The organism is Bacillus yunxiaonensis (assembly GCF_037104695.1).
Lineage (GTDB): Bacteria > Bacillota > Bacilli > Bacillales > Bacillaceae_G > Bacillus_A > Bacillus_A yunxiaonensis.
The window spans coordinates 405,239-431,063 of the sequence record NZ_JBAWSV010000001.1 but is presented as its reverse complement, the minus strand read 5'-3'; the positions used below and the strand labels follow the sequence as shown (position 1 = coordinate 431,063).

Here is a 25,825-nt window from a genome sequence, read left to right as displayed (position 1 = left end):
AGGAAAATAGTATCACAATTATGTAAAAAAAACCATAATAATGTTATCCCATGTATATATAATATATGTGGGCTGAATAAAGGGCTCTCTCTTTTCAATGAAAACTCACGAATTATTTGAAGAATAGAATCTCCGGTCTCAGAAACATTCATATAACGTTTTTGTTTTGCTTCACCTTCTCTATCTTACGTTTGTGAGCTAACAATTTGATAAGTAGCTGTTATAAGGTTTCTTTTAGGATAGCCCCTTTCTTTTTCCTTAATCTCTTTCTCAATTGTTGATTCTTTACCAATGCTATATCTGAAGTTAAACTCAACTCTTCAATTTCTTTATTATTACACTTATCCAGACATCTGTCTGGTGTTTTCACTTTTTCAACGGATGCTCTGGGCAGAGTGAGGATACTTGTTCCAAGTATAAAGTTAACGACAATAACAAATGCTTGCGGTGTTGTTATTCGGTCTTTAGGTTTGGTAATCACTGAGAGTCACTTCCTTTCGTCATAAGCTATCTTTTGTAGCATGCGAACCATAAAATCTTTTTAACGAGATAAAGTAAATATTCAATGTGGGAGTAAATAATGAAGCAAATGCTGCCAAGAAACGCAATAGACGAAGAAGCGTACTAGAAATCCAACATTCATAATAATCTTCTGGTGATTGCAACAGCATATAAAGTGGAATAAAAAATATGATAAAAGCTTGTACAGACACTTTCTAATCTGAAAAGTAGGAAACAATCATGTTCCACATTTTTATCACCTTATAAATGTACCATCTTAGGAGCAAAATCCGAGAAATCTGGTATTTGCTTAATAAAAAATTCCTAAAAGATTAAAAAACAGAACGGTGAAACATTATTCTCAATCAGTACTGAATGAACGTTGGTTAACATTGAGACTTTCTGTCCTAAATTACGATTTTTAATTACAATTTGCTAAATATTATCTCTTTTTGCCTTATTTATATGCTCAAATTCAAATTATAAATAATATAAGTATATAATGATTGATACCTATTAAAGTAAAAAAGATGCTAGATAGCATCTTTTTTACTTTAATATAACTAACTATTTAGTTATATTTTTAGCTAAATTACTTTTATTTTTCCCGTACGAAATATAAACAACTAGTCCGATCAACATCCAAACTACAAAACGAATCCAAGTAATTTTAGGAAGACTAACAATAAGATACAACGAAAAGCAAATTCCAATTAATGGAATGTAAGGGACTAAAGGCGTCTTAAACTTCCTTTCTAAGTCTGGTCGTTTTTTTCTTAACACAATGATAGATGAACAAATTAGAACAAACGCCGATAACGTACCAATATTAACCAATTCAGCCACTTCACTTATAGGAGTAAAGCCCGATATAATCGCTGTAATAACCCCAATTATCACAGTCGGACGATGAGGTGTTTTGTATTTAGGATGCACTTTTGTAAACCATTTTGGTAATAATCCATCTCGACTCATTGCAAACCAAATTCGTGAACCTGCAAGTGTGAACGAAAATAAAACAGAAAGTATGCCTGTAATAGCTGCGGCAGAAATAAATAAAGTAATCCATTTTAATCCTGCATCACTAAAAATCTTAGCTACTGGTGCAGCATTATTCAATGTATGATATGGTGCCATCCCTGTAATCACTAAAGACATTCCAATATACAGACATAATGCAATAATTAACGATATAACTACAGCTTTTGGTAAATCACGTTGTGGATTTTTCGCTTCTTCTGCCGCTGTAGTTAATGTATCGTAACCAAATACAGCAAAAAACACAAGAGCCGCACCACTCATTACTCCACTAAAACCAAACGGCATAAAAGGATGCCAATTAGCTGAATCAATATAGAAGCTTCCAACAGCAATTACTACTAAAATAATACTTAATTTAATAATAACCATAAGGGTATTAAATTTAGATCCCCATTCCATGCCTAAAGTCAACAAACCGGCAATAGCAAGACTTACTATCATTGCAATTAAATCTATTCTATGACCCGTACCTGTACCTGGAGCCCCTTGTGCCCAAACAGGAATATGAATTCCGATTTGTTGAAGTAGTTCTTGCATATAACCAGACCATCCAATAGCAACTACTCCAACTACTAAAATATACTCAAGTAAAAGATCCCATCCAATTAACCAAGCTACCCCTTCCCCCAATACAGCATAACTATAAGTATACGCACTCCCAGAGACGGGGATAAGTCCAGCAAATTCCGCATAACATAATGCAGCTGCTGCACTAGCTAATCCGGCAATAATAAAAGATAAAATAACTGCAGGACCAGCATGCTTAGACGCAGCCACTCCTGTTAATACAAAAATTCCAACCCCAATAATTCCGCCTAATCCAATTGCAGTCAATTGCCATAATCCTAACACACGATTTAGTCCAGTATTTCTAAAGCCTTCCTTTTGCAAATGATCAATGGACTTTTTTCTAATAAAAGCATTCATTTTTTTCCTCCTGAGATCACATAAAAAATACAAAAATAATTATTTATTTTTATTCAATTGCTTTATCAGTACATGTTTACGTTAAAAAACACATATTCTATTACTTTAGTTAGTACACCTTTATATACGTGCCATTGGATCTTTTCATCTTTAAGTACATATTAAGTAAAAGTGCACAAAAAGGTATACTTTCTTAGATTTTATTAAAAATTGAATAAATAATCTAAACAGCTATAAATCCATCATTTGAGATTAAGAATAAGTACGAGTTCGTCATTGCAATTCCAAGTGTATCCGCTTCGCTTCAAAATAAAGAACCTGAATAAATCTTTTCACATCAATACGGGGAGGGGATGTTGGCTCATTATTCAATTCTGTCATTTTTCTCCTTACGGTTGTAAAATCAAAAAACCTAGAAGCGTAATTTTCGAACTTAGGGTTTAAAAAATCAGTAAGTCCAAGGGATGCTAAATGGTTTAATGATTGGTAAATCGCCCTCCGAATCCGTTGTTTGGAGGCTTCAATGGATCTTTTTAATTCGGCCTCTTCGATTGATTCTCCAAGTCTTTTTTGAGCTAAATTGACAAAAATCACTTTTAGAGAGGGAAACCCTTGTTCAAACGTTATATCTTGTTCATATTTATATAAATAATCCAACATGTCCATTAGATCTTTACTTCCGCTTTCAGTGTCTATCCCTAATTCAGATAGAAGAAAATGAACGGAATTTCGAAAATGGCTGGAAGTACTTATATGTTTTTCGTTACGGTATTTTTCCTGTGGACTTTGATAGTTATCCAATTTAAGCACAGTATTGAGTGATTCTTGAATGTTTTTTATCGATTTTTCCAATTGGATTCGTTCAATTACTTTCTGAACGACTGTTAATACTTCAACCCGGTTAATCGGTTTGATAATAAAGTATTCAACACCAAGTGAATACGCTTCAGCAATCAATTCTTTTGATTCTACTTGAGAAACCATGATGATTTTTCCTTTGAATGACGGTTTTATTTGACGAATCGTTTTTATTCCATCTTGAATCGGCATTAACAAATCGATAAATAAAATGTCTATATTTTTCAAGATTAGCATTTGTTGATCTACCAATGAGCCATTCTCAGCTTCTCCTGCAACCTCTCCAAGATCTTCATCCTCGATAATTTGGGCCAACATTAAACGAACCGCTTTCTCATCATCTACTATATAAAAATTCATAGAATCACCCTTTCCCAATTATGTGATCGATCCCTAATCTAATTATAAAAATCGAGCCTTCTCCTTCGGGTCTGTCCTCAAGCGTAACATCACCTTCAAGTTGTTCGACCATTTCTTTTACATACGATAGTCCGATACCTGTCGATGCGTTACCAGCAGCATCATATTTAGAAGTAAACCCAGGTTCAAAAATTGACTCTTTATACTTTGAGGAAATACCAGGACCGTTATCTCCTATTCGAAATTCAACCAAATCATGCTCTTTATTAATGTCAATTGTGATGGTTCCTATATCTTGGATAGCTTCTACAGCATTTGCAACGACATTGTTTATAATTGATAAAATTGTGTAAATATGATAATGAGGATGCGCACCATCAATCTTGTACACAAATTGGATGTCTTTCTCTAGTAAACGAGCATATTTCTCGTTTGCTCGTACGATGATGTTTATCAATTCATATATGGACATATAATCAGTAAAACTTTCATCAGAAATCAGCTTTGAAAGTCCAGCAAAAATACGTTGGTTATCCTTTTTTATTTCATGGACTTCACCAGCGATTTTCAATGCATGCTGCCGTAAATCCTCAACCTGAAATTTCATCTGGCCATTCTCTAAAGAGTCTAAACTTTTATATAAATCATAAGATTTTTTTGTTATATTTTCAGCATCTTGCAACGTTTTTTTTAAATGAACAGCATCTTCATATAAATTGGAAATGAGGATGAGCATGTGTTCATTTTGTTTTTTAATTTGCCTCTCCCTCGACTGTGCTTCATACAGTTTCATCATATTGAAAAAGCTTATAACTATAAAACTGTGGGAAAATGCGACAACGATTATTTCATATAGTGCTTCTGGTGTAATAGTTGTTTTTAATACGAAATATTGAATCATTAATTCCACACAGTCCGATAATATTTCGATGATGAAGCCAATAAGCCCAACCATCAATGGTTGGTGATGAAAACGTTTGATTTTTGCTAAATAAAAGAGACAAGAATAAGTAAAATAAAAGAAAAAACTAGGATATTGGATATGAAAAGAAGATATCCAATCCATATTCTTCTGTGTGATGAGGTCTATCAGGATACGAAATTCTACAACTGCTATTCCTGTTAAAAAACCCGGGAAAAATGCTGGCATTCGCCGAAATAATAACAAAAAAAAGAAAAATGTTGGTGCACCAAAGCTCATTCGAAACGTCTCATTAAAGGGGAAAAACTTTATTTCACCTGCTAAGGGTACTGTAAATATCATCAGAACCAAAATATAGATGTCTTTTTTTACTAAATTACTGAGATTCAAGATAATCACTTCCCAATTTTGACTAACAATCAGTATACAAACCCGTTGAGATTAATACAACACTTACGCTATTTTTTATAAATACTACATATCAGATACAAACAAAAGAATTGAACATTGTGAGTATTCTTGATATTATTCAACTTTAAAACAGTAAGATGCTATGTAACACAAAAATGTTCAGACACATTATACAGTCTGAACATTTTTGTGTTCGTTCTGACACCAAAACATACATGATGTTTTTTAGAAAATACTTAAATCCCATTCTTGTGCAATACGTTTCAATAACATAACTCCTGGTAAACTATTCCCATATTCATCAATTGCTGGTCCATAAATACCAATACCACATCCATCTGAAAACGGTAGTTCGCTCTTTAGCCTTGACGGGACGAGTGTCATTATCCCTCCAGACACCCCACTTTTAGCTGGCAATCCGATGAAAGCAGCAAATTTGCCAGATGCATTGTACATTCCACAAGTGAGCATTAAAGCTTTTGTTAATTTAGCTACCTCTTTAGGCAAGACTTGTTCTTTACGAATAGGATGATATCCATCATGTGCAAGTATAAGTCCTATTAAGGCTATGTCCTCTGTATTTATTTCTATCGAACATTGTTTCAAGTAAACCTCTAGTGCTTCCTCCACATCCGATTCTAAAAAACCATTCTCCTTTAAATAATGTGCCAAAGCTCTATTTCGATGTGCTGTTTGCCATTCAGATTCAAACACTTTTTCATTAATGGCTGGACGCTTCCCTATCATTTTTTCGATTAATGCATAAACATGTTCTAATTTTTCTTGTGCCGACGTTCCTGGCAGAAGCGAAGCTACCGTAATCGCTCCGGCATTAATCATAGGGTTAAACGGCTTTCCGGGTTTATGCATCTCTAAACGAATTATCGAGTTAAAAGCATCTCCAGTTGGCTCTACATCAACACGCTCTAACACATAAGAAATACCTCGACTTAAACAAGCAGCTATAAAGCCAATTACTTTTGATATGCTTTGTAAGGTAAAAGGTACCTTCCAATCGCCTGACTTTATCATTGTTCCATCTGGCTCTATTATACAAATACCTAATTGCGATAAATTTATCTTTCCTAAAGCAGGAATATAACTGACGTTTTGTCCTTTAGCAGCATAGGATCGATAATGTGCTACCCATTGATCTAAGCAAGCCCTCCTTTGACTCTCAACTTGAACGCTATACTCCTTTATCATTTAACCTTATTCCCCCGTCCTATTAATTTTATACAGTATACATTTTTCTTTATGGAGAATAGACAAAAAGTGCGAAAAAACACTGTCAAGACGGTCACCTTTCTATATAGATTGATAGGTAATAGCACATTCAAATTTTATATAACCTAACCAATTATAAGCTATATTGCTCTTAAGGGTAATGCAATGCGGCTAAATCAAAAACAGCTGTTTTTTCTTTTTCTACCGATATAAGCAGCTAAACATACTTAAACATACTTTTACTTAATAGAACTGTGATGTTTAAAAAATCATTTTAAAGGAATCGGCCATTACTTTCTCTGCTTTTCAGGATCCTCTATTTATGATCTTAATATAGTTGCAATATATGAACACCTTTTACTATTCTGCATCCGTTAGTTGTTAAAGAATCTGTTTCAAAACTCTTGAGTTACAACACTGTTTTTTATTGTAATCAGTTTTATTTGCACTAGAACCAAGAAAGATATTCAGACATATTACAGTCCGAATATCTTTTTTATTACATACTTTTCTTTTCAGAAGTTGAAGCATCCTGATAATGCTCCCAACATTCAACGTTTTCAAGCCCTTTAATGCTGTCTTTATAAAAAATAGGATCTTTACCCGCTTTTTTCTGTTTCATGTAATCATGTAACGCAGCAAAGGCTGTTTTTGATAGGAATGAAATAGCAATTAAATTTATGATAACCATAAAGCCCATAAATAAATCTGCTAAATCCCATACAAATTGGACCTTTGCTACAGAACCGAATACAATCATGGCTAACACGCTTATTCGATATACCATCAACCATACTTTACTATTGTTTAAGAATCGAATATTTGTTTCTCCGTAATAATAGTTACCAATTAAAGCACCAAATCCAAATAGGAAAACAAAGATAGCAAGACAGCCTGATGCCCAAGAGCCGATATGTTCACTTAATGCTGCCTGTGTAAGTGCAATACCAGTTAGCCCTGGTTGTTTGTATGCATCAGAAAGTAAAATAATAAATGCTGTGCTTGTACAGATAATCAGTGTATCCGTTAATACGCCAAATGCTTGAATAAGTCCTTGTTTCACCGGATGGCTTGTTGTTGCCGTTGCGGCAACGTTTGGCGCACTTCCCATACCAGCTTCATTTGAGAATAAACCACGTTTAACTCCATTCATAAGCGCTGCGCCGATTGAACCGCCCGCTATTTGTTTAAAGCCAAATGCGTTTTGAACAATAAGAGAAAGAACCTCCGGCATTTTTGTTATATTCGTAATTACAACAAATAATGCAACACCAATGTATAACACCGCTAGGAACATTACCTTGTATTCAGCCATTTTTGCAATACGCTGCACACCGCCAAAGATAATCACAGCGAAAGCAATTGCCATGATAATCCCTAAAGTTAAACGATCTGTACCAAATGAGTTCTGAAAAGCAAGTGTAACGGTATTTGATTGGACAGAATTGAATACAAGACCGAAAGTAATCGTAATTAAAATGGAGAATAATACTCCCATCCAACGTTTGTTTAATCCTTTTTCCATATAATAGGATGGACCACCGCGGAAACTATTTTTATCTTTCACTTTATATATTTGAGCTAACGTACTTTCAACAAAGCTGGATGCTGAGCTAATAATAGAAATAATCCACATCCAGAATACTGCTCCAGGACCGCCTAATGCAATCGCAATCGCAATTCCTGTGATATTTCCCGTTCCAACGCGAGCGGCCATACCAACACAGAACGCTTGAAATGGTGAAATTTCATCTTTAGAACCAGCTTTCCCTTCCATTAACACACGGACCATTTCCTTTAACATTCGAAACTGTACAAATTTCGATTTAAATGTGAAATAAACTCCGCAAGCAACAAGCATAATAATTAACAATTTAGACCACATAAAATCATTTGTTGATGCCAATAGATCCGACAAAAATTGTCCCATATCATCACCTCATATCAAAATTTAGTAACCCCTAATCCATATAAAATAATCTTATTTTTCCGACACAACTAAACTCGTCTCATATACACATGTAACACAGGTAAAAATTTTCTATGAAAATGGTATTTCCTCGATTATACGAATATCCGTAACATGTAACCGTACAGCTGACATCTTAAAAGGCCTGATACTTCTACATGTGGATGCTCTAGCTCCTCCTGCAGAAAATAGTTTTTATCCAGAAATGTTGCTGCACCATCATGCTTGTTCTGTATGCCGGATTTATAAATTTGAATTATATAGATCCTTTTTGTCTCTATTTATTATTTGCAAAGGGGATTAAATGAATTTTCTGAAAACTAAAGTAAATTCAAGCGCTTTCATATTTGTTCTAGAGTAATGTCTCTTTATTTTCTAATTAAAGCTTCTTAGAAAAGCACTTAACTGCTCTGGTATTCCCCTTCTAAATCAATACATGATATAAATAGATTTACTCCCTTCACTTTTCTTCAAATTTTCGCACCAGAACTTTCATTAATTTATAATCAACACTACAGAATCTAACCAAAAAGTACATGGTTTTACAAAAAAGATTTTTTAACTATCAGAAAAGTGATTTTGGTGCAAAAACTTCAAAAAATCGCAATCAATCTCTAAACCTTTAATATACTGAAACTATTATCCTGAAAAGAGTACATAATTAGTATGGAAAAATAAATCTTGTTTAGCTAAAGGTTTCCTTATTTGAGTAAGTTAGTAGAAGGATCGAATAATAACTAAGGAAATTAACTATTTTAAACTGAAATTAGTTTAACGTTGAAGACCCGTATTTTTCCGACATATCCCACAAAGAATTCAGCGTGTTTGTATCATTTTAAACAACTATATAGCAAAAAAATATAATAAGCCGACGGTTCCTTAGTGTAGGAATCATCGGCTTTCTAGCGTACGAAATAACGGATCTTAAACAAAAACTACACCGAAATCTAGTTCTCTATAGTAAAATTGCATAAAAAAGGCCACTTTTGTGAGTGGCTCCAAAAAAAGGAATGATCACCGCAATCATTAAGCGTACCAATATGAAAAGGAATAAGAACACTATAGGTTTTTTACATTCCCATCGGTAATCATTTTTTTAAAAGATTTTTAGAAATTTAAAGATGAAGTATTGTATACATGCAAGTATGACTAATAATGAAAAGTTGTAAACACTGAATTTGATTAAATACTTTTTGCTCTCTTTACGGTTAGCCTGAATGAATAGTTTATAGGAGATTACACTGGCTAAAGATGCGATAATTGTTCCAAGTCCTCCGATATTTACCCCTAATAATAAGGGTTTCCAATCAGAAGTAAAGTTTGACAGAAGAATCGAAGTAGGCACATTGCTAATCAATTGACTCAAAAATATGGAACTAAAAAAGATCGATGTTCCTCCGCTTAAATTGGCGCGAGCAAATGTGTCCATGGCATTTGAGTTAGATATATTTCCAATAAAAATAAAAAAACAGACAAAGGTTATCAGAAGAAAATAATCAATCTTAAATAGTAATTTTCTATTCAAAATAAATACTGTTATCAATGTGATTATTAGCGCAATGTAATAATTGATGACTCCAAAAATAGACGCGATAATAATGACAAGTATCAGGCTCCAGACTGTAGCTTTTTTTCGATCCTCTATCGTGATAACAGGGAATTCTATTTTTACTTCTGTTTTATGAAGCTTTTGAGTAAACATAAACAACGAACTGATGCCAAGCACAGCAAATAACAGGATTGAACCAAAAAATGGGATGAGCTTAATTCCATAGTAAGAATAGATGTACAAATTTTGCGGATTCCCCATAGGCGTCAAGCTGCTTCCGATATTTGCCGCAATTGTCTGCAGGATAATCGTATCCATCATATTCATTTGTGTCCTTTTACTAATGACAAGTGTTATTGGTACAAAAGTGAGCAAAGCGACATCATTCGTTACAAACATGGAGCAAATAAAGCATAACAAAATCAGAATAACTGATATTGATCTGCTGTTATTGCATTTATTCAATATAGCAACGGCAAGTTTGTCTAATAACCTTAGCTCTTCAAAGGCCTTTATGGCCACCATTAGATTAAATAAACTAACCAGCACTTCAAAGTTAATATATTCGATCCTTGGCGGATATATTAAACAACTTACAATTGCCAGCATCAGTGAAATGGTAAGCACTATATCCTTTTTTAAAAATACAAATTTCATAAGGATTCTTTTTTTATTTTGGACGAATATTAATTCTTTCACAATACACCACCTGTAAACTATGTTAGTAGAAAGAAACAGAAGAGCAATTCTTACCTAAAATAGGCATTCTCTAATATATATCCAACAAAGGCCATGGATTACAATAAATTTAATAGCTTTTCTTGTCCATTAGTTGTTCCATAATCTGACCCTTAAATGGAATAATATGACTAACGTTTTTAAATAACAACAATAAAATAAGGTATTTTTCATGTGTGGCTACTATCAAAAAGCATGCCTTATAACAGGCCCGATATGTCTAGAAAAGGGTATGTCACAAGGTCCTGAATGAGAATTTTGCAATATGTCATCCCTGCAAAAAACTTTATGACATATAGAAACAGTTTTTTAGCGTGGCTGAATTGAGGAATTTTTTCTTCTTAGAGCCCTTAACGTTGTGAATCCGCGTAATGTTGGCGGGACCCTATTAAGGGTTTAGTTGAGAAAAACTAATGTAGGTTTGTTATCCTAAGTATAATATCACATATAAACTAAATATGTTGCTTTTCGAAAATTCCGTAAAAGCAGGTTATCAAACCTTGATTTCAGTTACTGTGTACATGAAGTTTTAATTGTTTGGACTTGCAGCATAAGCTACAAGTCCGCTAGGAATATATACGCTTTATTCTCTTTTATTCTATCTTTGCATCAGAACCAATTTTTTTACTCGCTATTACTTACTTTAACGTTAATCAAACAAAGTGAATTATCGGTTAATCACTTCATCATCTGTTTGAGCATCTACTGGAACACGTTTTCCTATTCCAAAAGCATAAAAACTAATGACAACGATAGCCAGGAAAATAACTCCTACAATAAGTGAGATACGTGTGTCTTTATTAAACCACATACCGATTAATACCAAAATTAAATAGGCAATCGTTAAATAGTTTGTAACAGGCGCAAAAGGCATTTTGAATGGATGATTGTCCATTTCAGCTCCCTTTACTTTTCTGAATCGAATTTGGCTAATTAGAATGACAAACCATGGAATCATACCAGGAAGAACACTTGCACTGTATACATACACGAATAATTTTCCTGGTGCAATATAATTTAAAATAACGCCAATTGCTAAACCAATTAGCACACCAATCGTACCGAATAAAGGCACACCGTTATGGGAGATTTTTGTAAAGTATCTTGGTGCTTGTCCATTCATTCCTAATGTATAAAGCATACGTCCTGCACTGTAAATACCACTGTTACAGCCAGACATTGCAGCCGTGATTACGACAAAGTTAATAAGTCCAGCTGCTGATGTAATCCCAATTTTCGCAAAAGTTACAACAAACGGGCTGCCAATTGAATTTAGTTGATCCCACGGGTAAACAGTTACAATAACAAAAATCGCACCAATATAGAAGATTAAAATACGCCAAATAATACTTTGAATCGCTTCAGTTAACGTTTTTTGGGGATCTTCTGCTTCGCCAGCTGTAATCCCAATTAATTCAACACCTTGATAAGCTCCAACAACTAGTGATAGAGCAAAGAAGAACCCTGACCATCCACCTGTAAAGAAGCCGCCATTTTTCCAAAGGTTAGATAATCCAATTGCATCTCCTCCGTTACCAAATCCGAAGAAAATAAGACCAATCCCTGCAATAATCATCAATATAATTGTAACGATTTTAATTATCGCAAACCAAAATTCAAATTCACCAAATGATTTAACGGAAATTAAGTTCGCTGCACCAAGAATCACCATTGCGATGATACCTGGTATCCAAGCAGGTAGATCTGGAAACCAGTACTGCATGTATGTCCCAACTGCTATAATTTCTGACATTCCAACGATAACCCACTGGAACCAGTTACTCCATGCAGTCATATACCCTGCTAATGGATGTATATATTTATGGCCAAATGTCGCAAATGAACCTGTACTTGGCTCTAAGTACAACATTTCTCCCATTGCACGCATAATGAAGAATATAAAAATCCCTGAAATTGCATAAGCAAGCATTACTGACGGGCCTGTCCATTGAATCGTGCTCGTTGAACCCATAAATAAACCAACACCAATTGTACCGCCCAAAGCAATCATCTGAATATGACGCGCTTTCAAGCCTCTTTTCAGTTCTTCGTGTGCCATTCTATTTCCTCCCCTTACACTATTAATAGCCGAAATTTTAATCAAGATACTATAATAATACAGCCTCTATTCTGTATCGAAATGATGAAGCAAGCGTCCCTTTTTTGAGTCTTTTTTAAAACTCCCCCTAAACTCATTCTTCACTTCTTGTTAAACATTCCTAACAGTTAGAAAGATTCTTCATCTTCCTTTCGTTATTCAGTCGACAAATTACTTATTTATCGAATTGCACGATAAATAAGAATATTCCTCTTCCGTAATCCACTAAAAATGTAACCAGATACCCCCCTATAATAAATGGAAGTATCTAACCTAAACCTACCTTATGCATAGGTAGGAACTAAGTGAAAAAATTATGAATTACTTCAATGTGTATTCCAGCAGCGTTTAAACCATCAAATAGACTCACAATAAATTAACATCAACCTACCTTGATATACTTCCGACCTACCATTAAATGCATGATGTAAGAATGTTAAGAAAATTAAAGAGATAGCAATTGGATACAAGGTCATTAATACAGGGATTGAAACTGTAATTAGTTGTGTTAGTCCTATATTTGCTACAAGTGTACTAAACACAGACAAAATGAAAGCATTTTTTATAAGAGCTGGCTGGAAACAATTCATGAAAAAAAGAAGAACAAGCAGTGATAAGCCCTACACTTGTAGTCAAATATGCCGCTGTAATCATTAAACCTAATAAAATTGCACCTTAAGAACCAAAATAATAGTCCGAAACTTTTGCTAAAACTTTAGCGTCATTATCTAAACGAACTAGTTTTTCAACACTAGAAGCGCCCATATAGGAAAGGTCCGTATAAATAAGAGCTAAGATTGTGGCAACAATAACCGTCGATTTTGCACAAATAATCATAAGCTGTTTTTTAGTGATAACTCCTTTTTCTTTAATTGTATTCACAATAATAATTCCAAAAACAAAAGCCACAACTACGAGCAATTCGATAAATGCCAATTTAATAGGAGTAAAAAAATCCAACTAAATCAATAATTTTTGTAGGATTAAATGATAACAAGCATGCACCTATGAAAAATAAGACTGTAAATATGATTAATGCAACAGGACTTGCATCTTTCAAATGATACATTACCAGATCTAGGGATAGCGAAAAAAGGACCAATTGCTAGATAGAGAATAGTCATAAATACAATACCAAACAACGGATGTACACGTCTAGCTAAAGATTGTAAATTATTTTCACCCAAAAAAACAAATGCTGTGATACCTAGTAATGGTAATCCAACTCCAGTAATTAAAAAACCTGCATTGGCTATCCATACATTCGTTCAAGCTAATTGACAAAACTTAAGCGAAAAAATTAGATTTCCTGCTTCAAGTCTTAGCTTGATGGCGATGTGACGCTATCAAGCTAAGTTTAAGTTTTCTAGAAACCACTTTAATACTAAAAAAGTAATAGAAACTGAAAGCAAAAATAAAACAAAAGGGGCTTTGCATCTGACCTTCTACTTCTTATCCCCGAATCTGCCCATTTCCACGAATCACATATTTTGTGGAAGTCAATGCAGATAGCCCCATCGGTCCCCGCGCGTGCAGCTTTTGCGTGCTGATGCCGATTTCTGCGCCGAAACCAAATTCAAAGCCGTCAGTAAAGCGGGTCGAAGCATTATGATAGAGCGCCGCGGCATCGACGGACGTGAAAAACTTGTTGACGTTTTCCTCGTTCTCTGTAATGATCGCTTCGGAATGCATAGAGCCATAAGCATTGATGTGGCGAATCGCTTCTTCAACAGAGGAAACGATTCTGACTGCCAGCGTAAGAGACAAAAACTCTGTTTCCCAGTCTTCATCTGCAGCAGGTACAAGAGTAGAATCAATTGCCAATGCTTTCTTATCCCCGCGCAGCTCCACTCCTCTTTCCTTCAAGAAAGAAAATAGCTCGGTACCAAATCGCTGCGCCCAATTCTCATGAAGTATAATTGTTTCAATAGCATTGCATACAGACGGACGTTGTGTTTTGGCGTTTACGATAATATCGAATGCCATCTGTTTATCTGCTGTTTCATCAATGAAAATGTGACAATTTCCCGCACCTGTTTCCAATACAGGAACAGACGCTTCCCTCACTACAGTATCTATCAACTGCTTGCCACCTCTTGGAATAAGAACATCCAAGTACTCATTCAATGTAAACAGCTGCTTTGCGCTGTCTCGTGAATTGTCTTCAATGAGCTGTACACTTTCTGGAGGCAAGCTCGTTTGTTTGAGCGCCCGATGAATGACAGCGACGATGGCTTTGTTGGAATAAGCGGCGGAAGAACTGCCACGCAAGATCACTGCGTTGCCTGTTTTCAAGCAAATTGTGGCCGCATCTACCGTCACGTTCGGCCGCGCTTCGTAAATCATCCCGACAACACCGAGCGGCACGCGCATCTCCCGAATAGACAATCCATTCGGCCGTTCCCATGCAGCTACACATTCTCCGACAGGATCGCGCAATTCAATCAGCTGCCGGATACCCTCTGCCATATCAATAATGCGCTGTTCATTCAGCATGAGACGGTCGAGAAGAGAGGCAGACATTCCTTTCGCTTTACCTTGTTCGATATCCCGTTTGTTCTCCTCCAAAATATAGGATGTCTCTACTATCAATTGCTCAGCGACAGCCGCTAGTGCCTTATTTTTTTCATTAGTCGATTTGGTCACAAGCTCTCCCGCAATCTTTTTCGCTTTTTGTCCCTTTGCCAACACTTCATTCATTTTCGTTTCCTCCTTTTAAAGATTAAAAAGTATAAAATTTGAGACGTGTCCAACTCCGCCAACTAGGCACTACGATCCAAGGCTCTCCTGCATAGATGTTAGTTGAATCAATCAGACGCTTAGAGCGAGAAAAGACAAACAGCGCTTTTTAGGACGGAGGACCCTGTGTTCTTCACTTGAACGAGCCATCTCTCTATTCTTACAATGAAACCCAATTATCCCTATGAATGACCTCGTAGCTATGCCTTTCGCCTCGCGCTTGAATGTCGTGGCTCTGCATACCTTTTAACTCCCGCAATTCTTCTGCACTATATCTGCACTGTCCTTTCCCTATCACGCGTCCTTGCTCTGTGATGACCTCCACGACTTCGCCGGCTTGAAAGATCCCAAACACATCAGTAACCCCGGCAGGCAGAAGACTTTTTCCACGCTGAATGATGGCAGCGGCTGCTCCGGCATCCACTTCGACTTGTCCGCTGACAAGCGAATGCAGCGCGATCCATTGCTTGTTCATCTTGATCGCTTTTTGAGGCGTATTGCCGATATACGTTCCATCACCTTTACCCTTCAAAACATCTAAAAACTTCTCCCTTCCACGTCCTGTTCCAATGAATACACTCACACCGAGAGATAGTGCCGTCTTTGCCGCATCGATTTTCGATTTCATGCCGCCAGTACCAAGTTTGGAGCCAGCATCTCCAGCAAGAGAGGCGATTTCTTCCGTAACGGCAGGGAGAAAGTAATACTTTTTCGCGTCCGGATTTTTCTGGGGATTCCGGTCATACAAACCGTTCACATCCGTAAAAATCATGAGCATATCCGCCGAGACAAGCCCGCTTACTAAAGCTGACAGCATGTCATTATCACCAAACGTCAGCTCCTCCAAAGAAATAGAATCGTTTTCATTGATTATAGGAAGAGCGGATCGGTTTAGTAGCTCCGATAAAGTGGCGTAGGCATTGCTGTATTGTTCTTTTCTAGAAAAATCGCTTCTTGTCAGCAGAAGCTGCGCGGTAACAATCCCATATTTGCGGAATTCCTCCGTATACGCCTGCATCAACAGACTTTGTCCGACAGCGGCGGCAGCCTGCTTCCCTTTAATTGTCACAGGTCGGCCGGGATACCCTAGAGCGGAAAAACCTGCGGCGACAGCCCCAGATGTAATCAGCACGATTTCATGTCCTTCCTGTTTCAGTCGCGCCAAGGCGGCAACGTGATCTGAAAGCTGTTCGCCAGAGATGCCGCCATGATTTGCTGCCAAGGAACTGCTTCCGATTTTTACGACAATACGTTGTTTTTTCACTTTTGTACCCCCTAGTCTAAAATAAAAGTTTTTTGTATGTTGTGCTGCTTCTTTTTTCAAATGGAGACAAACTATTCTTCTACCACATGCAGTTTGCAGCAAATAACTCCTCACCAATGATGCCTATCTCGCAATAAAGAGCCAAATAAAAAAGACCGCTCCGCCCTTAAAAAAGGACGAAACGGTCATTGTTCCGCGGTACCACCTTCATTGATATAAACCTATATCCGCTTGTCGCCTGTAACGCAGGCATACGCCTAAACTTTCGTTTAAGACTCAGGGATAGGTTCGATAATTTCTATACGAGGAATCTTTCAGCCTGCGGATTCCACTCTCTGGCGCAAGAAAACATATGTACTAGTTCCCTTCAACGATTTTCACTTTAATTTTTATTTAGTATGCGATATAACGCATTTTTATGTCAAGAGATATTTTAGAAAATAAGGAAAGATAGTGATACGCTTATATTATCCAAAATTATTTAAAATATTATTGAGTGGTATATAACAAAACATATTAAATTATAGAAAATGTACTCGTTTAGCGCATAATAAAAATGATTTCTATATATTTTTTGTATTGCAAAAAGTAATGTACTCTCTTAAAATGTTTTTTTATACGAATCTCGATATAGTTTATAATGTCTATTTCTTCTGTACGGGATATGATTTATTTTTTTAGAATAGCAATTCCAAACCAATAAAATTTATACTAAAAGGAGCAAGAGCGAGTTATTATGAACAAACAAATAGGATTCATCGGATGTGGAAACATGGGTATCGCTATGATAGGTGGAATGATTAATAAAAATATAGTTTCTTCAGATAAAATAATTTGTTCAGATGTAAGTGTCATTAATTTAAAAAATGCTAGTGAAAAATATGACATAACTACAACTACTGACAACAATGAAGTAGCTAACAATGCTGATATTTTAATTTTATCAATCAAACCAGACCTATACTCATCAGTAATTAACCAAATAAAAGAGCAGATAAAAAACGATGTAATAGTCGTAACTATTGCTGCAGGAAAAAGTATTAAGAGTACTGAGAATGCTTTCGGCAGAAAGTTAAAGGTTGTTAGAGTAATGCCTAATACACCTGCTCTTGTTGGAGAAGGAATGTCTGCGTTATGTGCTAATGAAATGGTTACAGAAAGAGATCTAGAAGACATACTAAATATATTTAATAGTTTTGGCCAAACAGAGATAGTAAATGAAAAATTAATGGATGTTGTAACATCTGTAAGTGGTTCTTCTCCAGCATATGTATATATGTTTATAGAAGCCATGGCAGATGCTGCTGTACTAGATGGTATGCCAAGAGCTCAAGCATATAAATTCGCAGCTCAAGCTGTATTAGGTTCTGCAAAAATGGTACTTGAAACAGGAATACATCCTGCCGCACTTAAAGATATGGTTTGTTCTCCAGGTGGAACGACAATAGAAGCTGTAGCAACATTAGAGGAAAAAGGCTTAAGAACAGCTATCATTTCAGCTATGAAACGGTGTACTCAAAAATCTGTTGAAATGTCCAGTTTAACTAATAAGTAAGAAATTACGTTTAGAGGTAACGTCGCATCCATCAATTTAAGCTATCTTAAAGTTAAAATACAATTACTATTTTCTTATAGGGGTACCGAAACATGGTCATCAAGCTAAGAAATCCTTTACTCTTCACAACAAAAAAAGAATCTTACTTCTTATAAATAGTTGTAGAGAAGGAAATTTTTTGTTATGAATTATTTTATTTTTTAGGCTGATGGGTATGTAGTGCTACCCCTATATGTAATACATACTATTTCTCTAATTCTTTGGTTGCTCAATTGCCCCAGCTACATCATAATAACTAAGATCAAGTTCTGTCTGTTCACCAAGAGCAAGTTTCGCAAGCTCAGAACCTAAGTAAGGACCGGCTGTTAGCCCGGAAGCACCAAGTCCGTTGGCAACTAGTATGCCTTCGAAGTTAGGTAATGCACCAATTACAGGAAGGAATCCTGGTGTAAATGGTCTATATCCGACTCGCGTTTCAAGTACCGTGCTATTTGATAGACCTGGAGCAATCGATAACGCTTTATCGAATACTTCATGTAATCCACCTGCTGTTACTCGATAATCAAATCCAGTATCATTTTCATGTGTCGCACCTACTACGACACGACCATCTTCAAATGCAAGAATGTACTGGTCATTTGGCGGCATAACAACCGGCCAACTGTCTGTATTTATTTCTGGCATATGGAGATGAACAATTTGCGCTTTTTGGAATGTAACTAAGAAATTAACACCAAGCGGTTGCAATAACTCATTTGCCCAAGCACCAGCAGTTACGATCACTTGATCAGCTGTTAAAGTCTCCCCATTTACCTTAATGCCAATAACTCGATGATCTTCATGAACTAATGATGCATCTCCCTTGATACATACAGCACCGTGTTTTTTAGCTGCATTTACAAGAGACTGACGAAGTGCTCTACCGTTTACACGAGCAGCACCGCTAATATGTACAGCGCTATATTCTTCTGATAACGGCGGAAATAAGCTCTTTGTTTCAGAACTTGATAGACGCGTAATTTCACCGATTTCCGGAGCATCCTCACGTCGTTTATATGCCCGCTCTTCCATTTGATCTAATTTTTTCTCTTCTGTATGAAGACTGATCGCACCTACACGTTTATAACCTGTATCCGTTTCGCCATCTGCTTCTAATTGCTGAATTAAAGAATCATAGTAACGAGCCCCGCCTTTTGCGATTTGATACCAAGCCTTATTCCGACGCTGTGAAAGCCAAGGACAGACAATTCCTGCCGCTGCATCAGTCGCCTGTCCTAAATCTTGGCGATCGACCAATGTAACACGAGCCCCTGCTTTTGCAAGATGATAGGCAGTAGATGCTCCGAGAATCCCAGCCCCAACTACAATATACGATTTCATTTATAACACCTTTTCCTTTTTAATCTTTTATACGTTCCAGAAATTTGATCTATAAATGATCAAACACACCTTTTTCTTTAAGGTAAATTTCTTTATTCAGTATACTTGAAGGGGAGTTTTTTTCAACTTTTTCATACAGGCATTTATTGATTTTACATTTTATTCTTTCCTCATAATTCGATAGACGAATGACAATATAAAACGATAAATCCCCTACAGCAGTTTTACTTTTCCTATTCGAAACTCCTGTTTAATCTTGTATCATCTGATCGGTAAGTGCTTAAAAAATTATTCTCCCATAACTATTCCCGAAAGTCAGCGGTGTATCAACAACTGGTGGCATCACCTCAATGACTTGAATAAACGTTTTTCCAATCGATAACACCGCTTCTGTTGCACAATAAACCAGCGCTATAACAAATTAAATGCTTATATTTTCTGAAGTCTGTTCAATGTGTAACTTATTTGAAGAACGCATATTAAATAGAAAGAATAACACTCCTCCTGCAATAGGCATGACATAAGAAGGAAGAATATTTAATAGCGCTCCTGATGAAATCATCGCCATAGGAAGCATTATTTTCGCGATACTAATGCCAATGCTTAGCACTCTACCTCTATATTCATCTGGAATCTCTTTTTGCATAAAATAAGCGAGAGGGATATCAATAAGCGCTATGACTACCCCAAACAAGAACATGACGGCAATGAAAAAACAGGCGTAAACGATGGAATTCAGTTGTAAGCTTTTCAGAATAACTGGAACCCCTAATAAAACCATAAAAATCGATAAAGCAAAACTTAAATATTTTAAAAGAGTGGAATAGGACATCCTTTCTGTGATTTTCTTTACCAATAAAGCTCCTATAATCATCCCCACTGGGAAGGCCCCTTGGATCATACCAAACTCTTTTGACCCTAGTTTTAGAACTGTATTGATTATATACGGTAATGGAACAGTCACAGCAAAACCGAGAAAGAAATTAATTAAAATTAAGATCGTAAATGTGCTTTTAATACTCTTTCTTTCAAATAAATAGTTAAACCCATCCTTCATATCTCTTATCAAATGAATTTTCCTATTTGAATGATTTTCATTTGTTTCGTGATTGAAAAGCTTAAAATGAATAAACATCATTGATAATCCGGAAAGAATAAAAGAAATTCCATTTATGATAATAAAAGTTCTCATATCAAAGATTGCAAAAACAATTCCCCCTAGCATAGGTCCCATAATCGAAGAGATTGAGTCGATTATTCGACTAATAGAGTTGATATTCATCAACATTTTTTCAGATACAATGTTTGGCTTCGCTGCTTCTAAACCTATTCCAAAGAAAGTAGCAAACACTGTCAACAGGAACGTAGTAGCGTAAATGATAAGTAAATTCAATTCATATTTCATACATAATATATAAACCGAAACTAACAAGATTCCGCTAAGAAGATCCATACAAATAACTAACGTCTTTTTATTGACCTTATCTACTATCACCCCAGCAAACGGATTGATGATAATCATCGGAATAACACCTAATATGAGAGTAACTGCAAAGCTTAAGGCCGAACCCGTCAGCTTTAAAACGTATAATCCTAACGCAAAATTATAAATAGCTGTACCAAATATTGATACAGTCTTTCCTGCAGAATAGAGGAATAGGTTTTTTATTTCTTTTTTTCTCTTTTCATTACTTATACTCATTTGTAATGCATCCATAAATACTCCACCTCGCTTAACTTTTTATATAACAAAGTGTAAGCTGTGGGGTAAACCCGACAACAATAGGTGCAATCCATAAATTTTTAATGGAAAATGAAAAAAAGATAGGGTTAACCCTACCTTTTACCAAAAAATGAATATGAATATATTTCTTCACCCTGTACAAAGAAATTTTCGTACTTTCCACCTCGCTCAATATATTTTGAAGTCCTTTCCTCAAGAGGGATATACTCTAAACTGTTGATGTTTTCCTTAATTTTTCTAGCTATAAAGTTGTCTCTAAATCTAGCTTCGATTTTGCTTTTAGTGCTAAAATTTTTAAAAGCAATAAATGATCCCAACAAGTAACAATCAGATTTGAATAGGGAAACCACTTCACGAAGCAAAAACTCCTCATGTTCAAAGCTATAATTACTAGTACCTGAATGATCAATCACGATATCGACAGAGTATTCCTGTATAGGTATATCTAAAAAGTCAGCGCAAATAAAGAGAATGTTTCTTTTGAAACCAGTTCTCTCTAATACACCTTTTAAAAATCGATGCCGCTCTAAGTTGCGATCAATGGCAATATACAAGCAACTTTCCGGTAATTCCCGAAAAACATTTCGCAGAAAAAAACCAACTCCAGATCCTAACTCAAGTAATACTTTATTGTTTAAGTCTAATTGACTAAGTTTCCTCTTTGACCATTCTCCAACTTTATGGATATTTTCCAAATAAGCTGGATCAGTTACATGAATATATTCAAGAACAAATTCTTCATGATGAGAGCCAGTAGTCGCTTGAAATGAATTACCAACCTTTAAGATGCCTGATTCAACAAGATATTCTTCACCACAATTGCAAATTAACTTTCCCTCCATAATTTGATTTCTATTTATCATTCCATCTTGAAGAATAAGTTTTTCACTGCATTTTAAACATTTCAGCATATCGAGTACTTTTAAATCAATCCCCATCATTGAGCATGAACCTTTAGATTTTGCTGTTAACTCATCTAATTTCGTCCTTAAATTGTCCTTTATTTCTACTAAATTATTTATTTCCTGCTCAACCTGCTTGTATTTATCCATAAATAAAGATTGATAGTACGTATCATGTTCATAATCCGTAAATTCACCAAAATTTTTATACAGAAAAAATTTTTTAATCTCGTTTAAACTAAAGCCCATCCCTTTAAATTCTAAAATAATCTCTAAATCATTTTGACAGCGCTCATCAAAAAAATAATGCCCTCCCTTCTTTTCAGGTACAATTAACCCTAAATCCATATAATGCCTAATTGTATCAATACTCAATTGATTTACTTCTCCAAATTTACCAATTCTCACTATATCACTACCCGTACATATTATTTATTCATGAGTCCTTCTTTTCTTACACAAAACCACTTTTATATCTACTATACTTTTTCTATTAAACTAGAAGGTTTCCGAAATTTCGTCGCTTGTTCAAAAGCATAACCAATCTTAATTAAAGCTCCCTCACTAAAAGCCGTTCCAGCAAAAGTAATGCCAAATGGACGTCCGTTTTCCATATATCCTGCTGGCAAAGCAATTAATGGATAACCTGCTTTGGCAGAAAGAGTCGATCCTATATATGAAGGAAATAAGATTGCATCTAGATTATATTTTTGAATTGCAAAATCTATCCCTTCATCCAGCGAATAATAAAGGTCTTCTAATTTTGCCATTAAATATTCAGAGTTACTTAATGTATTTGGTAAAGACGCCCTATATTCAAGCATATTCTGTCCATATTTTAATGCCTTATCACTATGTTTCATATTAAATTCTATTAACTCATGGTCATTATGAATAAGAACATGCGATGGTAGTTGATACAGATAGTTTCCTAAACTATGCTTTATCTCATAAGTTGGCACTTCATAACTCCATTTTCTATGAAAAGAAGGGATTTCAATTTTCTCTATTACTTCAGCTCCCGCTTCCTTTAAGACTTGAATGACTTTATAAAATAACGATTCATCAAATTCACCCGGTAGAAAATTCTCTTCGGAAAATTGCTGGAACACACCGATGCGAGCGCCTTTTAATCCATTCTTATCTAAATACATTGTATAATCTTGTACAACATTTCCTTCGCAGCGATAAGTTGCTGGATCTAATTCGTCTTTACCACTTAATATACCTAATAAAAGAGCAGCATCTTCTACAGTTCGAGCGATAGGCCCGGCAGTATCTTGTGAATACGTAAATGGAATGATGCCGGTTCTACTAATAAGTCCAACAGTCGGTTTGATGCCAACTACAGAATTTTGTATTGCTGGACTTAGGATAGATGCATCTGTCTCTGTACCAACTGATAATACTGTAAAATTTGCAGCAACTGCAGCAGCGGAACCGGAGCTGGATCCGCCTACAAAAAATTCTCCAGGACCGTAAGGATTCAAAGTTTGTCCCCCTCTTGCACTATATCCGGCCCACATTTTTAACGACATGCCATTTGCTAGTTCTGTCATATTTGTTTTACCGAGAATAATAGCTCCTGCGTCCCGAAGCTTTTTAACTAGAAACGCATCTTTTTGACTCACATGATTTTCTAAAGCAAGCATACCAGCACTTGTATGCATTTTATCTCCTGTTTCTATATTGTCTTTCAGTAAAACTGGAATCCCATGAAGAGGCCCTCGTTTTCCCTTTTTCTTTCGTTCATGATCTAATGATTCAGCAAGAAAAATTGCATCAGGATTCATTTCAAGTATAGCGTTTATATTAGGTCCAGCTTTATCATACTTGGCAATCCGGTATAAATAATACATAACAAGCTCTCTTGATGTGAACTTACCATTTTCCATTGCTTCTTGAATCATTGTAATTGTTAGTTCTTCTACATCTATATTATGTAAATGAAATTCCATATAATAAACCCCTTTGTTGAATTGTGAAACATAACTTATGTTCGTTATCAAATATGAAATTTCCTCTTTTCCATAAAGGTGCTATAAAAAGTATACTCCTTGTATTTCCCGTGCTTTTTAGCCTTATCTATGTACAAATCCGCATTTTATAGTTATATTATGATTATTGAGTTGTTACGAAAATACAACTATCGCTTTATTTTATATCCATAAACTGTATGAAAATCCATTTGTCATAATGAATTTTATTCGGAAGGAGGTTTGCAGTTTATACGTGAGGATATAAAAGCCAGTTTTGTTTTCCATGACTGGTAAACATATAGGAGGCGAAATGATGTTTCGTACAATTTCAAACTTTATGAGAGTGACTGAGATCAGAAGGAAAATCCTTTTTACTTTAGCAATGTTAATTGTTTTTCGGATTGGCACATTCATTCCAGTTCCTCATACTAATGCTGAGGTATTAAAAGTACAAGATCAAACAAATATTTTAGGAATGCTCAATGTATTTGGCGGAGGTGCCTTAAAAAACTTTTCTATTTTCGCAGTTGGCATCACACCGTATATTACAGCTTCCATCATCGTGCAGTTATTACAGATGGATGTCGTTCCTAAATTTGCAGAGTGGGCAAAGCAAGGTGAAATGGGCCGTAAAAAATCAGCTCAATTTACCCGCTACTTTACAATTGTTCTTGCATTCATTCAGTCAATAGGAATGTCTATTGGCTTTAACAATATGGCAGGTGGACGATTAATAACTGATCCAGGTTGGAAAACTTATTTATTAATTGCTACCGTATTAACTGCTGGTACTGCGTTTTTAATGTGGTTAGGTGAACAAATTACTGCAAATGGAGTAGGTAACGGAATTTCAATTATTATTTTTGCAGGCCTTGTGGCAGGAATTCCGAATATTATGAATCAAATATACCTACAACAAATTCATAATGCTGGAGATCAACTCTTTATGCATATTATAAAAATTGCATTAATTATTTTAGTCATTTTAGCAATCATCGTTGGTGTAATCTATATTCAGCAAGCCAATCGGAAAATTCCTATTCAATATGCAAAAGCTTCTACTGGGAACAATCCGTATCAAGGAGCAAAAAATACACACTTACCTCTTAAGGTAAATAGCGCAGGTGTTATTCCTGTTATCTTTGCTTCAGCATTTTTAATGACGCCGCGGACAATTGCGCAGCTATTTCCAAACTCTGTAGTGTCCAAATGGATTAATACAAACTTGGATTTTACACATCCAATTGGAATGTTTCTATACGTTGGCCTCATTATTGCATTTACATACTTTTATGCCTTTATTCAAGTAAATCCTGAACAAATGGCTGAAAACTTGAAAAAGCAAAACGGGTATGTTCCAGGTATCCGACCAGGGAAAATGACAGAGAAATACGTAACAAAAATCTTATATCGTTTAACTTTTATTGGGGCAATTTTTTTAGGAACCATTTCTATTTTACCAATTATATTTACAAAAGTTTCTGATTTACCAGCTTCCGCGCAAATCGGCGGGACAAGTTTACTCATTATTGTCGGTGTAGCACTAGAAACAATGAAAACGTTAGAAAGCCAGCTTGTAAAACGCCACTATAAAGGATTTATAAAGAAAATAAATTAACACTTCATACATAAACCTCTCATATATCATTAAAAAATTGATA

At 35.5% G+C, this 25,825-nt stretch carries 15 protein-coding genes, 5 pseudogenes and 1 other annotated feature; of the genes and pseudogenes, 2 read left to right on the top strand and 18 right to left on the bottom strand.

Going from position 1 to position 25,825, the window contains the following annotated elements:
• Positions 1–62: 62 nt before the first annotated feature.
• The 14 genes and pseudogenes from WAX78_RS02140 to proB form a co-directional block, all read right to left on the bottom strand.
• A pseudogene (locus WAX78_RS02140) lies at positions 63–370 on the bottom strand (hypothetical protein); the annotation flags it as partial.
• Positions 356–481, bottom strand: a pseudogene (locus tag WAX78_RS02135) (GerAB/ArcD/ProY family transporter); the annotation flags it as partial. The pseudogenes WAX78_RS02140 and WAX78_RS02135, both read right to left, overlap by 15 nt.
• Positions 482–545: 64 nt before the next feature.
• Positions 546–671, bottom strand: a pseudogene (locus WAX78_RS02130) (spore germination protein); the annotation flags it as partial.
• A 397-nt stretch (positions 672–1,068) separates the two neighbouring features.
• Complete coding sequence (locus WAX78_RS02125) at positions 1,069–2,469, bottom strand: amino acid permease (protein WP_336480650.1); 1,401 nt, start codon at positions 2,467–2,469, stop codon at positions 1,069–1,071.
• Between the two features lie 273 nt (positions 2,470–2,742).
• The gene (locus tag WAX78_RS02120) at positions 2,743–3,687 is read right to left on the bottom strand and encodes a response regulator (RefSeq protein ID WP_336480649.1); all 945 of its coding nucleotides are present in this window, start codon (positions 3,685–3,687) and stop codon (positions 2,743–2,745) included.
• Between the two features lie 4 nt (positions 3,688–3,691).
• The gene (locus WAX78_RS02115; RefSeq protein WP_336480648.1) at positions 3,692–5,008 is read right to left on the bottom strand and encodes a sensor histidine kinase; all 1,317 of its coding nucleotides are present in this window, start codon (positions 5,006–5,008) and stop codon (positions 3,692–3,694) included.
• Positions 5,009–5,245: 237 nt separating this feature from the next.
• On the bottom strand, positions 5,246–6,226 hold the full coding sequence (locus WAX78_RS02110) for a glutaminase (protein ID WP_336480647.1): 981 nt from the start codon (positions 6,224–6,226) through the stop codon (positions 5,246–5,248).
• A 520-nt stretch (positions 6,227–6,746) separates the two neighbouring features.
• Positions 6,747–8,177: an alanine/glycine:cation symporter family protein gene (locus WAX78_RS02105; protein ID WP_336480646.1), complete on the bottom strand. Its 1,431-nt coding sequence runs from the start codon at positions 8,175–8,177 to the stop codon at positions 6,747–6,749.
• Positions 8,178–9,312: 1,135 nt separating this feature from the next.
• Positions 9,313–10,464 (bottom strand): SLC13 family permease, encoded by a 1,152-nt coding sequence (locus tag WAX78_RS02100; RefSeq protein ID WP_336480645.1) that lies wholly within the window; start codon positions 10,462–10,464, stop codon positions 9,313–9,315.
• Between the two features lie 706 nt (positions 10,465–11,170).
• On the bottom strand, positions 11,171–12,562 hold the full coding sequence (locus WAX78_RS02095; protein ID WP_336480644.1) for an amino acid permease: 1,392 nt from the start codon (positions 12,560–12,562) through the stop codon (positions 11,171–11,173).
• A gap of 395 nt (positions 12,563–12,957) precedes the next feature.
• Positions 12,958–13,483: pseudogene (locus WAX78_RS25125) on the bottom strand (branched-chain amino acid transport system II carrier protein).
• A 55-nt stretch (positions 13,484–13,538) separates the two neighbouring features.
• Positions 13,539–13,806, bottom strand: a pseudogene (locus WAX78_RS25120) (branched-chain amino acid transport system II carrier protein).
• A 247-nt stretch (positions 13,807–14,053) separates the two neighbouring features.
• Positions 14,054–15,301 (bottom strand): glutamate-5-semialdehyde dehydrogenase, encoded by a 1,248-nt coding sequence (locus tag WAX78_RS02085; RefSeq protein ID WP_336480643.1) that lies wholly within the window; start codon positions 15,299–15,301, stop codon positions 14,054–14,056.
• A 199-nt stretch (positions 15,302–15,500) separates the two neighbouring features.
• A complete protein-coding gene (gene proB / locus WAX78_RS02080; protein ID WP_336480642.1) occupies positions 15,501–16,604 on the bottom strand; it encodes a glutamate 5-kinase in 1,104 nt (367 codons plus the stop codon).
• A 169-nt stretch (positions 16,605–16,773) separates the two neighbouring features.
• Positions 16,774–16,984, bottom strand: a binding site (T-box leader).
• Between the two features lie 356 nt (positions 16,985–17,340).
• Between proB and proC the strand changes: the two genes are divergently transcribed.
• The gene (gene proC / locus WAX78_RS02075; protein WP_336480641.1) at positions 17,341–18,159 is read left to right on the top strand and encodes a pyrroline-5-carboxylate reductase; all 819 of its coding nucleotides are present in this window, start codon (positions 17,341–17,343) and stop codon (positions 18,157–18,159) included.
• A 252-nt stretch (positions 18,160–18,411) separates the two neighbouring features.
• Here proC and WAX78_RS02070 read toward each other — a convergent pair whose 3' ends face one another.
• From WAX78_RS02070 to WAX78_RS02055, 4 genes are all read right to left on the bottom strand, one after another.
• Positions 18,412–19,539, bottom strand: a complete 1,128-nt coding sequence (locus WAX78_RS02070; RefSeq protein ID WP_336480640.1) for an NAD(P)/FAD-dependent oxidoreductase — start codon at positions 19,537–19,539, stop codon at positions 18,412–18,414.
• Positions 19,540–19,960: 421 nt separating this feature from the next.
• Positions 19,961–21,256: an MFS transporter gene (locus tag WAX78_RS02065; RefSeq protein ID WP_336480639.1), complete on the bottom strand. Its 1,296-nt coding sequence runs from the start codon at positions 21,254–21,256 to the stop codon at positions 19,961–19,963.
• A 119-nt stretch (positions 21,257–21,375) separates the two neighbouring features.
• A complete protein-coding gene (locus WAX78_RS02060; protein WP_336480638.1) occupies positions 21,376–22,593 on the bottom strand; it encodes a MerR family transcriptional regulator in 1,218 nt (405 codons plus the stop codon).
• 71 nt (positions 22,594–22,664) lie between these two features.
• Positions 22,665–24,143 carry an amidase family protein gene (locus tag WAX78_RS02055; RefSeq protein WP_336480637.1) on the bottom strand — a complete coding sequence of 493 codons (1,479 nt, stop codon included), beginning with the start codon at positions 24,141–24,143 and terminating at the stop codon, positions 22,665–22,667.
• 334 nt (positions 24,144–24,477) lie between these two features.
• On the opposite strand from WAX78_RS02055, the gene secY reads away from it, so the two are divergent.
• Complete coding sequence (secY, locus tag WAX78_RS02050) at positions 24,478–25,782, top strand: preprotein translocase subunit SecY (protein ID WP_336480636.1); 1,305 nt, start codon at positions 24,478–24,480, stop codon at positions 25,780–25,782.
• Positions 25,783–25,825: the final 43 nt, after the last annotated feature.